The 12,387-nt window shown below is 62.5% G+C and carries 24 protein-coding genes; 22 read left to right on the top strand and 2 right to left on the bottom strand.

Annotated features, from left to right (window positions below):
• From WC683_08260 to WC683_08225, 8 genes are all read left to right on the top strand, one after another.
• The coding region (locus WC683_08260) for a site-specific DNA-methyltransferase (protein ID MFA4972595.1) at nucleotides 1–417 on the top strand (417 nt) is incomplete at its 5' end.
• A complete protein-coding gene (locus tag WC683_08255) occupies nucleotides 417–719 on the top strand; it encodes a hypothetical protein (protein ID MFA4972594.1) in 303 nt (100 codons plus the stop codon). The genes WC683_08260 and WC683_08255, both read left to right, overlap by 1 nt.
• Nucleotides 716–1,534 (top strand): hypothetical protein, encoded by an 819-nt coding sequence (locus tag WC683_08250; GenBank protein MFA4972593.1) that lies wholly within the window; start codon nucleotides 716–718, stop codon nucleotides 1,532–1,534. The genes WC683_08255 and WC683_08250 overlap by 4 nt, the downstream gene beginning before the upstream one ends.
• 19 nt (nucleotides 1,535–1,553) lie before the next feature.
• Nucleotides 1,554–1,841 (top strand): hypothetical protein, encoded by a 288-nt coding sequence (locus WC683_08245; GenBank protein MFA4972592.1) that lies wholly within the window; start codon nucleotides 1,554–1,556, stop codon nucleotides 1,839–1,841.
• A gap of 279 nt (nucleotides 1,842–2,120) precedes the next feature.
• A complete protein-coding gene (locus WC683_08240) occupies nucleotides 2,121–2,288 on the top strand; it encodes a hypothetical protein (GenBank protein MFA4972591.1) in 168 nt (55 codons plus the stop codon).
• Between the two features lie 51 nt (nucleotides 2,289–2,339).
• A complete protein-coding gene (locus tag WC683_08235) occupies nucleotides 2,340–2,636 on the top strand; it encodes a hypothetical protein (protein MFA4972590.1) in 297 nt (98 codons plus the stop codon).
• Nucleotides 2,629–2,859, top strand: coding sequence for a hypothetical protein (locus WC683_08230; protein MFA4972589.1), 231 nt, complete (start codon nucleotides 2,629–2,631; stop codon nucleotides 2,857–2,859). Before WC683_08235 ends, WC683_08230 begins: the two co-directional genes overlap by 8 nt.
• Entirely contained in the window at nucleotides 2,834–3,241 is a 408-nt protein-coding gene (locus WC683_08225) for a hypothetical protein (GenBank protein ID MFA4972588.1), read from the top strand. Before WC683_08230 ends, WC683_08225 begins: the two co-directional genes overlap by 26 nt.
• A 34-nt stretch (nucleotides 3,242–3,275) precedes the next feature.
• Here WC683_08225 and WC683_08220 read toward each other — a convergent pair whose 3' ends face one another.
• Nucleotides 3,276–4,709 (bottom strand): recombinase family protein, encoded by a 1,434-nt coding sequence (locus tag WC683_08220; GenBank protein MFA4972587.1) that lies wholly within the window; start codon nucleotides 4,707–4,709, stop codon nucleotides 3,276–3,278.
• A 2-nt stretch (nucleotides 4,710–4,711) separates the two neighbouring features.
• On the bottom strand, nucleotides 4,712–4,906 hold the full coding sequence (locus WC683_08215) for a hypothetical protein (GenBank protein MFA4972586.1): 195 nt from the start codon (nucleotides 4,904–4,906) through the stop codon (nucleotides 4,712–4,714).
• Between the two features lie 687 nt (nucleotides 4,907–5,593).
• Between WC683_08215 and WC683_08210 the strand changes: the two genes are divergently transcribed.
• The 14 genes from WC683_08210 (at nucleotide 5,594) to WC683_08145 (ending at nucleotide 12,199) form a co-directional block, all read left to right on the top strand.
• On the top strand, nucleotides 5,594–5,776 hold the full coding sequence (locus WC683_08210; protein ID MFA4972585.1) for a hypothetical protein: 183 nt from the start codon (nucleotides 5,594–5,596) through the stop codon (nucleotides 5,774–5,776).
• Nucleotides 5,769–6,017, top strand: a complete 249-nt coding sequence (locus WC683_08205) for a hypothetical protein (GenBank protein MFA4972584.1) — start codon at nucleotides 5,769–5,771, stop codon at nucleotides 6,015–6,017. The genes WC683_08210 and WC683_08205 overlap by 8 nt, the downstream gene beginning before the upstream one ends.
• Nucleotides 6,018–6,048: 31 nt before the next feature.
• Nucleotides 6,049–6,348, top strand: a complete 300-nt coding sequence (locus tag WC683_08200) for a hypothetical protein (GenBank protein ID MFA4972583.1) — start codon at nucleotides 6,049–6,051, stop codon at nucleotides 6,346–6,348.
• Entirely contained in the window at nucleotides 6,335–6,460 is a 126-nt protein-coding gene (locus tag WC683_08195) for a hypothetical protein (protein MFA4972582.1), read from the top strand. Before WC683_08200 ends, WC683_08195 begins: the two co-directional genes overlap by 14 nt.
• A 122-nt stretch (nucleotides 6,461–6,582) precedes the next feature.
• Complete coding sequence (locus WC683_08190) at nucleotides 6,583–6,759, top strand: hypothetical protein (protein MFA4972581.1); 177 nt, start codon at nucleotides 6,583–6,585, stop codon at nucleotides 6,757–6,759.
• 96 nt (nucleotides 6,760–6,855) lie between these two features.
• Nucleotides 6,856–7,626, top strand: coding sequence for a hypothetical protein (locus tag WC683_08185; protein ID MFA4972580.1), 771 nt, complete (start codon nucleotides 6,856–6,858; stop codon nucleotides 7,624–7,626).
• A complete protein-coding gene (locus WC683_08180; GenBank protein MFA4972579.1) occupies nucleotides 7,623–7,871 on the top strand; it encodes a hypothetical protein in 249 nt (82 codons plus the stop codon). The genes WC683_08185 and WC683_08180 overlap by 4 nt, the downstream gene beginning before the upstream one ends.
• Before the next feature lie 16 nt (nucleotides 7,872–7,887).
• Nucleotides 7,888–8,076, top strand: a complete 189-nt coding sequence (locus tag WC683_08175; protein ID MFA4972578.1) for a hypothetical protein — start codon at nucleotides 7,888–7,890, stop codon at nucleotides 8,074–8,076.
• Between the two features lie 3 nt (nucleotides 8,077–8,079).
• Nucleotides 8,080–8,967, top strand: a complete 888-nt coding sequence (locus WC683_08170) for a hypothetical protein (GenBank protein MFA4972577.1) — start codon at nucleotides 8,080–8,082, stop codon at nucleotides 8,965–8,967.
• The gene (locus tag WC683_08165; GenBank protein ID MFA4972576.1) at nucleotides 8,900–10,303 is read left to right on the top strand and encodes a replicative DNA helicase; all 1,404 of its coding nucleotides are present in this window, start codon (nucleotides 8,900–8,902) and stop codon (nucleotides 10,301–10,303) included. The genes WC683_08170 and WC683_08165 overlap by 68 nt, the downstream gene beginning before the upstream one ends.
• Nucleotides 10,303–10,527: a hypothetical protein gene (locus WC683_08160; protein MFA4972575.1), complete on the top strand. Its 225-nt coding sequence runs from the start codon at nucleotides 10,303–10,305 to the stop codon at nucleotides 10,525–10,527. The genes WC683_08165 and WC683_08160 overlap by 1 nt, the downstream gene beginning before the upstream one ends.
• Nucleotides 10,524–10,841 (top strand): hypothetical protein, encoded by a 318-nt coding sequence (locus tag WC683_08155; protein MFA4972574.1) that lies wholly within the window; start codon nucleotides 10,524–10,526, stop codon nucleotides 10,839–10,841. The genes WC683_08160 and WC683_08155 overlap by 4 nt, the downstream gene beginning before the upstream one ends.
• Before the next feature lie 471 nt (nucleotides 10,842–11,312).
• Complete coding sequence (locus WC683_08150; GenBank protein ID MFA4972573.1) at nucleotides 11,313–11,486, top strand: hypothetical protein; 174 nt, start codon at nucleotides 11,313–11,315, stop codon at nucleotides 11,484–11,486.
• A 110-nt stretch (nucleotides 11,487–11,596) separates the two neighbouring features.
• Nucleotides 11,597–12,199 carry a hypothetical protein gene (locus WC683_08145; protein ID MFA4972572.1) on the top strand — a complete coding sequence of 201 codons (603 nt, stop codon included), beginning with the start codon at nucleotides 11,597–11,599 and terminating at the stop codon, nucleotides 12,197–12,199.
• The last annotated feature ends 188 nt before the right edge of the window (nucleotides 12,200–12,387 follow it).

The raw sequence follows: 12,387 nt of genomic DNA, 5'->3' as shown, positions 1-12,387 counted from the left end.
TTTTTACCTTTCCCAATCTACGCCGAGGTGGTATGGGATCGTGGTGGGAGCATGGCGCTAAACTGTAAGCGGTTTGCCCCGTCATATGAGATGATATGGGCATTCGGGAAGCGGCGATACTGGAATGATGAAATGAATAAGATGATGGGGGTATGGCGCATAGCGCCCGCGCATGGTGATCATCCGTGCCCGTTCCCTGTTGAGATACCGAATCGGCTTATTGAGGCGTCTTGCCCACCCTCCGGAACAGTGATCGACCCGTTCATGGGCAGTGGCACCACGGGCGTGGCCTGCGCGCAGACGGGGCGCAGTTTTTGCGGCATCGAGATTGACCCGACGTACTACGCTATCGCAGAAAAGCGCATAAACACGGCGCGGGCGCAGCAGCCCTTGCCGCTCATGGAGGCGGCCCAATAATGGCAGACGACAACGGCAACGGGCGGGTGACGCTCGCTATTTTGCAGACGGATATCCGCCACCTCACCGCCGAGGTGGGCCGCCTCGCCGACCTGCTGGGGAAGACATGCGCAGATCAATCAGCACAGCGCGACCGCATCCTCACCCTGGAACAACAGCGCATTGCCGACGCGAAAACGCTAGGCGAAATGGGCGCGGAGGTCAAGCGCATAGACAGCCGTGAAAAGCGGTGGGATGCTTTTCTGGGTGTGCTCGCCACGTTGCTGGGGGCTGTCGGCGTGGGAAGTTGGCTCAAACCGTGAGGCTCATCCACCGCCGCACGGTGTACACCTCGGCCTCGGACACGTTCCGCCTGGTGGTGATTGGCGACACGCACCTGGGCAACGTGGCGAGCGACGAAAAGACGCTGAAAGCAGTCTGCCAGGGCATCGCGGATGACCCACGGGCTTACTGGCTGGGTCTGGGCGATTACTGCGAGTGTATCAATCGCCACGATCCCCGCTTTTCCACTGACGCCCTGGCGGGGTGGCTGTTCGGGCGGGAAGAGATGCGCGATATTGCGCGCACCGAGGCGGATAGATTCCTGGACTACACGCGGCCTATCGCGGGCAAGTGTGTCGGGCTGTGCGAGGGCAACCATGAGGCGAGCATCCTGCAACACAGCGAGTGCGACGTGTACAGCCGCATTGTGGAGGGCCTGGCGAGTGACGACGAGCACCGCCTCGACCATCGCGGCATGATTACCTGGAAGTTCGAGCGCAACGGCGGCGGCTCCTGGACGTGGCCCCTTTTCGCCAGCCACGGCTCTGGCGGGGGGCGCGCGGAAACCGCGCCGACGGCGGCGCTGACCCGCCTGGCTGACCAGGTAGACGGCGTGAGCGCGGTGATCATGGGGCACCTACATCGCTATGAGCACCACCCCGTCGCCAAGTTGCGGCCAGAGGGCGGGAAGGTAAGAGCGGTGACCATGCACCTGGTGAGCATCCCGGCGCTGTGCGGGGAGATGGAGTACGCAGAGCGCAAAGACCTGCGCCGCGCGCCGACGGGTTGGGTAGAGCTGGCCATAACGCCCTATGCGAGGGCGGTGGACGTGAGAGCACATTTGATGGGAGGATGAAATGCAGTTGAAAGACGCCTTGTTGTGGATTTCAACGGTCGGCGCGGGGCTGGCCTCGTTCTGGCTGGTAGAGAACGTGGCCTGGTTTGCGACGCTCTCCCCGCGAGCGCGGCGCGTGGCCGCGTACCTGGTGGCCGCCGCGCTGGGCATTCTAGCGTGGCTGGCAGGGATCGCCATGCTTTACACGCCGACGCCGGTGGGCTGGCGCGCCTGGGTGGAGGGCGCGGTGGCGGTAGCCCTGGTCGCGTCGGGCGTGGGGCAGCTCATTCACGGCGAGAAGTACCTGAGCGCCACGCCGTCAAAGTAGCCTACTCCCGGCCTCCTCCTCCGGGGGTAGGCCCTCCCTCCCGCGTGGCGCGTGCTGGCCTGAGAGAGTACGCTCTCTACAGCGGTGCGCGCCACGTGATAGCGCCTCGCTCGCCTCGGTGAGCGAGTTCAGCCGCCGTCAGGTGCACGCCTGACGGCGGTGGTGTTTTGGGAAAAACGAGTTTTAGAAATTGTCCCCTAAACCTATTGACAAATAGCATAGCATATGCTATAATGGGGTCATAGAACACGAACGCAGAGACACACAGGAGGCACAGAGATGGAAACCAAGCTGACGAGCGAGCAGCGCCGCAGGGTCGAGCAGGCGATTGATGAGTGCCAGCGGAAGATGGAAAAGGAACTTGGTTACTCTGAGGATTTGCAGGACAAGGACATGCTTGACTTCTATCGCGGCCATATCGCCAAGTTGATGGGAATGCTCAAGTAGCGCACACACCGGGCCGGGACAGCCACCGGCCCCACAACAGGAGGTACAGAGATGAAAAGCAACGCAGGCGCGCCCCCACGCGAGGGGCGCACACAACGGGTGGCGGTGTACCTGACGCCGGAGGACGCGGCCTATCTGGAGGCCATGCCGGTGGGGTCACTATCGGCGGCGGTGAGAGAGTGCATCGCGTGGTATCGGCAAACATACAGCCCCGCGTTTCTGTTGCGCTGCGAACAGGCCGGGCGTGCGCCCGCCGACGTGATTTCCGAAATGATGTGGGGCTACGCCACCATGCCCACGGCGGCAGAGGTGCGCGAGGCCATCGAAAGGGGGCCAGAGGATGAGTGACCACGGCTGGCGCAGGGTAAGCGAGGGTGAGCCTGACGAGGGGCGTCTCTGCGTAGTCATCACCTATCGGAACACTCTGGTGATGTGCAACTACGACGGCATGTTCCGCGACCACGACAACCCCGACCGTTGGATGCCGCATGGCATGGCGGTGTGGTGGCGATACTGGGAGGTGCCATTCCCGGAGGAGGTGGGGGATGATAGCGCAAGCCCGGCCTCATAACAACAACTTTGTTGTGCCCGCGCTGGGCCTGGCCATCCTGCTGGCCTTCGTGGTGGCTACGCCGTGGCTGGGGGCGGTGGACGCCGTGCCTTCGGCGCACGTCAGCAAGCACGAGGCGGGGACGCTACCCGCCAGCGTGATCAACGCCGAGATCGTGCGCGGCAACTGCCGCTGGTACTACAGCGCGCGCTATCAGCAACACCTCGCGTTGGTGGAGGTGAGCGGGATGTGTGGCGGCGCGATATTCCGGCGCAACGCGGCCGGCGCGCTTATCGAGGTGACGTGCTTCGGCGGCTCGGAGTGCACCCAGGGGGACTGCACGTATTGGCGCGGCGTCATCGCCAGCGGCGGGTATGTGCCCGTGGCCAGTATGGGCGGATAACCGCGCTATGCACAACAACAAGAGCCTGCCACGGTTACAACCATTCGATGCAGGGCGGATAGGCGCGGTGCACGATCACGCGGGCAATGAGGAGGCGATATAACTGGGATAGACGCTCCGGCGGCAACGTGTCCAGGGTATCCAGAGTAGAGGCCAGCTCCACCAGGCGGTTGTGGCGGCTGGCCTCGCGTTGTGCTATGCTCTCAATGGCGGTGATCCGCGCCTGTAGCGCTTGCTGCGCGGCCTGGATTTCGGCGCGGTGCGTCAACAGCTCGTTGGCGTCAATGCCCCCGGCCTCGTAGAGGCGATCCCAGCGCGCCCACTTGTCGGCGTTGGCGACATATGCGGCCTGATATGTCGCCAGTTCTGCGCTTTCGTCTACACGTTTATCCACTCGCTGGGCCTCGGCAAAGGCGAGAGGGTTATCCAACGCTGCTTTGACCTGGTAGAGCACATAGCCCTCCAGCTCCACGGCGCGGATGCTGTTGACCTGGCACTGTCGCCCGCCCCAGTGAGCGTAGGTGGCGCAACGCAGAATGGCTATACCGTGGTGGGGCGTGGCGTAGGTGAGCGCGCCGCCGCAATAGCCGCAACGTACCAGTCCAGAGAGGATGTAGGCGGGGTTGCGCATTTGGGGCACATGGCGGCGCTGCTGCGCGTCGTGGCAACGTTGCCACAGTTCCGGGCTGACAATGGCTTCGTGCTGCCCTTTGGTCAGAATATCGCCATAGCGCACCATGCCGGCGTAGACGGGATGAGCGATGATGTGCCGCACCGTATCACGATGCCAACGTCCCCCGGTGGGGCCGGGGATACCCATATCGTTGAGGGCAAAGGTCAGCGCCGGCGCGCCCTGGCCCTCGGCGTAGCGCTCGTGTATCCAGCGCACCCAGCGGGCCTCGGCCTCGTTGACGACGAGGTGCTTGTCTACGCGAGCGTAGCCGTAACGGGGCTTGGCCGCGCCCGGAGGCAGGCCCCGCGCAACACGTCCACGCAGGCCGGCCATGGTGCGGCGCTTGCGCGATTCGTTCTCAAGCTGGCTCACCACGCCCGACACGGCGGTGATGATGAGGCTGCTGTCGGAGCTGTGCGCCAGGAGCGCGGGGTCAACAGGTTCGACGGGCTGATTCAGGGCGTAGATTTGCACGCGGTGCTCACGGCACACGGCCATCAGCTGTGCGCGCAGGGCGTCGGTGCGCCAGAGGCGATCATAGTCACGGCACACTACCAGGTCGGTGGCATCGGCGCGGATAGTGCGCAAGAGGTTACCATATTCGGCACAATCTGCACACAACTCGTCGAGCCAGTTGTAAGCGCGGGAATGACCGGCGATGGTGATCTCACCGACCACCTGCCAGGCGCGTTGCGCGCACATCCCCCGGCAGAGGTCGAGCTGCTGGGGGATGCTGTAACGCTCTTCACTGGCCTGAGCGCCGGTAGAGACGGCGGCGACGATGACGGCACGCATGGTCAATCCTGGAAACTCCCGTCTTTGCGGCGGTGATGGTTACGTATGGGGTGGCCGCACTGGGGGCACTTCTTCGTAAACGCGCCAGCCCACCACGAGAAGCAGATTGCCCAGACGATGCGCCAGGGCATGGCGAGACACCCCTGCGCGCCGGTCTCAGTGCAACGGGAACAATCGCGGCATCCGCCTTTGGGCATTCTGGCCTCCCTGTTATCCCAACCTATCCCAACTCACTACAGTGAAAACTTGTGTATTGACAGGACGATAGTAACGCTCCTATAATGAGTGAGGTGCGCGGGAACAATTACGCAAGGAGCGCAACGATGCAAAGTGCGGAAACGGACGAGTTTACGGTTCTTTGGCTTGCGCTATCGGAGGATGAACGTCGGCAGATTCACGGTCAACTAGCAGCCCTCGCATCATCGCAAGGGCTGCCGCCCGTGCTTCTGGATGTAACGCCTCGAATAACGCCAACGCCGCATCCAATTCGGGATCATCTCCACGTCGGTAAGGCATAGGGACACCCAACGCCTGAAAGACATCCGGTGCGGGCAGCCGTAACGCCCGCGCCAAAGCCTTCGTGTTTTCCCTGGTAGGCTTAGCCACGTCATGCATCCATTGCCAAACTGACTGCGAACGTATCCCCAGCATATTCGCCAAGTCAGTTTGCCCCAGCCCCGCATGTGCCATACGCTCCGTGAGCCATTCCCCAAAACTCGCCATAGTCATTCCCCCGTTCAATCGCCGACTACGTCACAATCAGTATAGCATATAGTTTCCAGTCTGTGACTAAAATTCCTACAATTGCCTATTGACAATGCGCCGGGGGTGTGCTATACTGTGACTGTTCGAGCGAGAATCAGTTGCAAACTGGAGGTGAATCAGTGGGAAACTTGAGACGGCGCTGGCCGCACACCATCCCGGTCAATGTGACGGCAGAGATGCGCGAGCGCATTAACGCCGAGGCGGATCGGCGCGGGGTATCCTACGCAGCGATGTACCGCGAGGTGCTGGCCAGTGGGATGCGCGCGATGGGGTTAGTGGAGGAGGCCAAGGGCAATGGCTAGCACACCGACGCACGCCGCCCTGGTTGCCGCGTGGCGGATGCTGTTGAGGGGAGGTGATGAGCATGGCACACAAGGGACGATAGGCAGCTCAGTCTCTACGAGCTGCCCGCCAGTTACGCCGGTCTCTGTTGCGCAGCCATTGACGATGCACTGCGCTACCCGCTGCCAGGGCCAGCCCGCGAGCACCTGGAGCGAGCCAGAGCCAACGCCAGAGAATGCCAGCGCAGCGCGGGCGCGCTGACGGCATATCCGTACCGACACAAGGAGGAAAGATGACCAAAGAGGAGTGGGACGCATCATCCGCAGCCCTGGCCTTCTATATCCACTTTACGCACTTGTTTCCTGAGCCACTGACGCCTCACCAGGCGCGTATCTATCGGCTAACTTGCTACGCGGCACGGGACACCTTTAGCCCATTCGTCATCCACTACTGGAACTATACAGAGTGGCGCGCATTCATGGGCATGGTTGTAGTCGAGGAAGTACTTGTACCCGGCATGGGGAGTGGCGGCAGAAAGGCCATTGCGAAGGCGCTAGCAGAGAGCAAGGGGAACGACCATGAAACTGCGTGACATCTCTCGGCGCGCCGGCCCCCCGGAATGGGCGGAGGTGGTGGCGATGACCGTGGGGGCGGTGGCTCTGGCGCTGTTCCTGGTAGGGGTGCTGATCAAGGCGGGGTGGTGAGATGGACGAGGTAGAACTGCCGCGCTGGTGGATGATCGTGCTGCTGATTCTCTGTAGCATCGTGGCCGTGGCACCGGAACTGTTCGCCGACCTGATGGGCAGGATCATAGGAGGCTAGAGAGATGAACGACGATTTGTACGAGACGATCGAAAGGTTGCAAGCGAAGGTGGCAAGCTTGGAAAAGCGCGTGCAGGACTTGGAGAATCAGCCGCAAATCATGCTCAATGAGCGGGCCGCCGACCTGGTGGGCAAGGCCATTAGCAAGGCGATGGAGCATTACGAGACGGTAACGGCATAACGAAGGGCGCTCTGCTAGGTGGGACTAGCAGAGCGCCACCACGAAAGGGGCGCGAAAGATCACGCCCCATTGTACCATGAAAGGGAAGGAGTGTCAATGGAGAGTCAGGTTATCCCCGTTTCGGTTTCCTCTTCGCTGGAAAAGGTGATCATCGGCGGCGATCTCGCCGGCCTTAACCCGGCACAGCGCGTCGAGCACTATGTGGCCGTCTGCCAGAGTATGGGCCTCAACCCACTCACGCAGCCTTTTGGGTACATCCAACTCAACGGCAAGCTCGTGCTCTACGCCTACAAGAACTGCACCGACCAACTGCGGCGCGTGCATAACGTCAACGTCAGCATCACCGCCCGCGAAAAGGTGGACGACCTCTATGTCGTCACGGCCAAAGCGGTATTGCCGGGTGGACGCCAGGACGAATCTATCGGCGCGGTGTGCACGGGCAACCTCAAGGGCGATTCTCTTGCCAATGCGTTGATGAAAGCGGAAACCAAAGCGAAGCGGCGCGTGACCCTGAGCATCGTGGGGCTGGGCATGTTGGACGAATCGGAAATTGAGACCATCCCCACGGCGCACACCGTGACGGTTACGGAGACCGGCGAGGTAGTAGAACCGCCCAAGTCGCGCAGCAACAAGGCCACGCCGGAAGCGGTGAAGGCGTGGAAGACCAAAGAGGGTGACAAGTACATCAACGTGGAAGGGTACAGGGCGCACTGCGAGATGCTGCTGCTGGACAAAGAGCAGATGCTCGACGGCATTGACGCCGACAAGTTCGAGTTGGCGACCTATGGCCCCATTGAGGCCATGCAGCGTGCCACGGACATCGCTGACCGCAAGCGCACCACCCAGGGCCAGGAGGCGGCGAAATGAGCAACACCATGCGCCCGTGCCCCCGCTGCGCATCGGGGATGGTATCCGAGTATCTGGACGAGGACGGCGAGCCGCAGACGTGCCTACTCTGTCATGATCGCCTGCGCGTATCCACCGAGGCCGCCTACCAGTATCGCGTCGCCGTGGCCGAGGGACAGGACGAGTACGAGTTGATGCGCACGGCGCGCTTCCTCTACGCCAAGTACGTGGCCACGCCGGTTCCCGCCTATCCAGCGCCGTTCTGAAAGGAGCACCATGCGTGTGGGCAAGTATCTGAGTTGGCAAGAGCTTTTCGCGGCAAACGGCGTTATGCCCACGGCGAACGACGCCCAGCGCATGGTGCGCTACGCCAAGGGCAAGGCGCTGATCTACAAGCGTGTGGGGATGCGCCGGGATCGCAGTGAGTACGAGCGGGCCGTCGCTGAGCTAGACAAGTACCTGGGGGTGTAGCCAATGGCTGAGGGGCGCAGGATTGACAGCAACATCTTTGCCGATGAATGGTATGGACAGCTCGACTTTTTCGACCAACAGGTGTGGATAGGGCTATTCGCTCGCTGTGCCGATGACCAGGGGCGATTGCTGGACAATCCCGCGCTCATTCGCGCCGCGCTCTTCCCCTACAAAGACATCCCCTGCTCGGACATCGAGCGCGTTCTCGCTGGGTTCGCCACAGACGCCAAGATCGTCCGCTACGCCAAAGAGGGCAAGAGGCTGGTGCAACTGCGCAACTGGTGGGAGCACCAGCCCCTGCAATGGGCGCGCCCATCCAAGTGGGCTGCGCCTGACAACTGGACTGACCGCGTGAGGGCTACCATCAAGGGCGTCTACCAAGAATCCAACTGGAAACCCCAGGTGGATAGTCCAGGTGGAGAGGCCACCTTACCCCCCACTGTGGACGCCCCTAACCTTAACCTTAACCTTAACCTTACTGAGACTACTACAGCGCTCGCGCGCGAAAACGAAAACCGGATCACTGGCGCAAGCGAGAACACCGGCCCCCTTTTCGCGGCGATTGAACATGCCGGGGTATTGCTGAATCCGCGCCTCGCTGAGCAGTGGGGTGAACTGGCGGACACCTTCGGGATGGCCCTGGTGATGGCCGCGCTGGATGAGGCGGTGGCCTCCAAAGCAGGGGCGTCATTGCCCTACGTGAAAAAAGTGTGCGAGAACTGCAAGCGCGAGGGGCGGATGCCGGGCAAACGCAACGGGCCGCTGCCAGCGGCGGAGAAGCCGCCGCCGAAAGCGAGCGAACCGATTGTAGGCTGGGAAACGGATGTGTTCACCGGCAAGCGCGAAAGGGTTGTCATCAGCAATGGCACGAGCAGCAGCGGATCGCCATGAACCGCATAGCATTGAGGCAGAGGAAGCCGTGATTGGCTCGTGCCTGATTGATCACGACGCTATCCTGCGCGCGCGCGAGGTAGGGTTGCAGCCCTCGGATTTCTACAGCCCCGCCTGGGGCGTGGTGTACGAGGTGATGCAAGAGCTGGCCATGTCGCTGAGGCCGGTGGACATCGTGACGGTGGCCGACGCGCTGGCAGCGCGTCGCAATGGGGATGGGCGCACCATCCTGGAGCACGTGGGGGGAAGCGCGATACTCACGGCCACCATCGAAAAGACGCCCACGGCGATTCACGTGGCGCACTACGCGGGGATGGTGCGAGACGCGGCGCGGCAACGCGAGCTGATTCGCGCTTGCGCGGAAATCACCGGGCTGGCCTACAACCACGAGGGCGAGATCGCCTCGCTCTATGCTGAGGCGGGGCGGGTGTTTGCGGGGGCGGTCAAAACGGTGGGCACGCGCTCGCACATTTACGGCTCGGATGAGGTGCTTACCGAGTACCTGGTTAACCAACAGCGGCGCGAGGAGGATCTGGCCAACAATCCACACGCGCAGGTGAAAACGGGCCTGGCCAACCTGGACGCCATGCTAGGCGACATAGCGCCGGGCAAGCTACACGCCATCGTCGCGCGATCCAGCGTGGGCAAAACGATGTATTGCGAGCAACTAGCGGAGTACAACGCCATGCACGGCCACCGCGTCGCCTACTACCACCTCGAACAGCAGGGGCAGGACATGCTCGACCGCATGATCTGTCGGCACAGCGGGGTGTCGCTGTACGAGCTGCGCAACGGCTACCACGGCCCGGAGGTGGACGCGGCCATAGACCGCACGCGGGGATGGTTCGCCAACATGACCTACGTGCATTGCCCCGGCAAGGGCGCAGACTGGATCGTCGCGGACGTACAGCGCCTCCACGCCGAGCTAGGGCTGGGCTTGGTCGTGGTGGACTATCTGCAAAAGGTCATGCTGCCAGAAACCAACAAGGCCGGTCTCAACAGTGCGCAGCTCTGGGGCGGGGTGGTGGAAACGCTAAAAACGTGCGCGGAGGTGACGGGCCTGCCGATGGTGCTGGGAAGCCAGGTGCGCAAGAGCGCGTTCGGCAATCGCAACGAACCGCCGACAGCGGAGGATATTCGCAACACCGGCGAGCTGGAGGAAAAGGCCAACCAGGTGGTGATCCTGCACCGCAAGAACCCCAACGAGGGCATCCTAGCGCGCGGTTCACGGCAACTGCTCACGGCGGTGGTAGCGAAAAACACGCAGGGGCAAACCGGCGAAACAACCATCGCCCACATCGCGGGGCATTACACGCTGCGGAACTGGGAGGAGTGATGACCGACGACGGCAAGGAGCGCGGGGCTGAGCTTGAGGCGGCCCTACGCGCGGCCTATGAAGCGGGGTTCAAGCGCGGCGCGGTGTGGGAACGCACGCGCGAGTGGGTATGGAATGGACAGCCTCCCACCACGACCTATGAGATTTACTGCGCCGCCGCGTTTGCGATGGCTGAGGAGTGGTTGCGAGAGCACGCGCGGCTTATGCCGGAGGTGAGAGGATGACGCCTTCTGAGCTAGAGGCTGCGCTGCTGCTACAAATCCGCGCCGCCGGGCTGCCGGAGCCGGTGACAGAGTACCGGGCCGTGCCGGGCAGACAATACCGCTGGGATGGGGCCTACCTGGATGCGCGCATCCTCTATGAGGTGCAGGGCGGTATCTGGCGAAAGGGCGGGCACAGTACGGGGGGAGGGATCACCCGTGACTGCGAGAAAAACAACCTCGCCGTGCTGCGCAACTTTCGGACGCTCTTTTTTACCCGTGAGATGATAGAAGATGGCCGCGCCGTCCTGTACCTTCGTGCGGCGCTCTGCCTATAGGTGTCCATCGCCGTTGCAACCGCCGCCGGTGGTTCCGGCGCGAACAATCGCATAACCGTCGCCGCCTTGCCAAAGGCTCACAGGGGAGTATGGCTCCCCGGCTCCGAACATACGTACCCTAAATACAACGGCGCTGACATAGCGGCCCTGGGGACACCCAGGGGAGCCAAGCACGTGGCCCGCAACGCCTGGCCCGGCAGCGGGCAAACGGACGAAATCGCCAGGCGCGCAAGCGCCCCAAGAACAGGACATGGGGCGGGGGACATCGGGGGATGCGAACCCGCCCCGATATGGGCGGTGAGGGCACGAAACTCGCAGCGCGCGGTGCCCAGGCCTAGGTAGTGACGACCACCGTTTGGGGGTTCGATTCCGCCCACCGCCCCACGCTCTACGCCGTGCGTGACGACGCGGTGTGGTGCCTCTAGACGGCGGGGCAGGGCGCTATGAGATTCTGGAAAGGGGGGCGCGTCTATGAGGTGGTTACGTCACTTTCTGTGGATCGTGTTCGGCGTCAATCTGTCCCTGGTGTGGATAGCCTATAACACGGAGGCGGGGCGCGCCTTTATCAGCGCGAATCCGCTGCTTTTTGTGAGTATGCTCCTGGGCTATCTGGGTGCGCTCATTCGGGGCGCGACAGTGGAATAGGAGGCATCCATGGCCTGGTGGGGCTGGGTTATCGCGGTGGCCTTGCCGTGGCTGATCGGGGTGGTGCTTTTTGTAGCATTGGTGAGGGGCGGAACAAAGGGAGGAAAAGGATGAGTGATACGGACACGGAGAGGGACACCGAGATCGAGCGGCGTGTGCAGGGCATTATGATGGCAATCCTGTATGGGGTTGAAGGCCCCGTTGATCTTGACGCAGAGTTGCGCCGCCTCTATCACATCGAGTACGCGCAGATGGATAGCGATAGCGCGCTGGCAAAGTGCGAGGCAGATTTGGCTGCGGAGCGCGCCGCGCACGAGGCGACGCGGGCGGCTCTTGAATGGGAACGCCAAGAGCGGCGCATGGTAGGAGGCGATTACGTTAAGGCCCACCTGCAGGCTAGCGCGCTTGATGAGGCGTGGGGCAAAGAGCAAACCGCGCACGAGGCGACGAAGGCGCGGCTTGAGGCTTGTGTGGAAAAGTGCACCAGAATATCGCTGGCACGGTTTTCAGAGCGCGCCGAGCTTGCCCGTGTCACCGCCGACGGCGAGGCAAAGACGGCGCGCCTGCGCAACGCGGAGAGCGCGTACCAGGCGCTTGTGGAGGAGGTGCGTGCTACAGTTGACGCGCTGGGCGTGCCCTCGTCTGACGACTTGCATCAATGCCTGGCCTGGTTGCGGGATAATGCGATGCGCGGAAAGGCGGTGAGCGCATGACCGACAACGCGACGCCCAAGCCGTGCCCGTTCTGTGGGTTCCCGGACACATTTATCAATGACGTTCGCAGACAGTTTTTTGTAGAGTGCTGTCGGCCCGAATGCGGGGCGAGAGGGCCTCGTGTCTTTTGGCGAGAGATGAAAGCGCATAACAGGACGTGGGCTGAAGCCGAGGCCCTGCGCCGCTGG

The sequence above is a fragment of the bacterium genome, from assembly GCA_041648665.1.
Lineage (GTDB): Bacteria > UBA10199 > UBA10199 > 2-02-FULL-44-16 > JAAZCA01 > JAFGMW01.
Note: the sequence above shows the minus strand (reverse complement) of the source record. Positions and strands in the feature narration are given on the sequence as shown.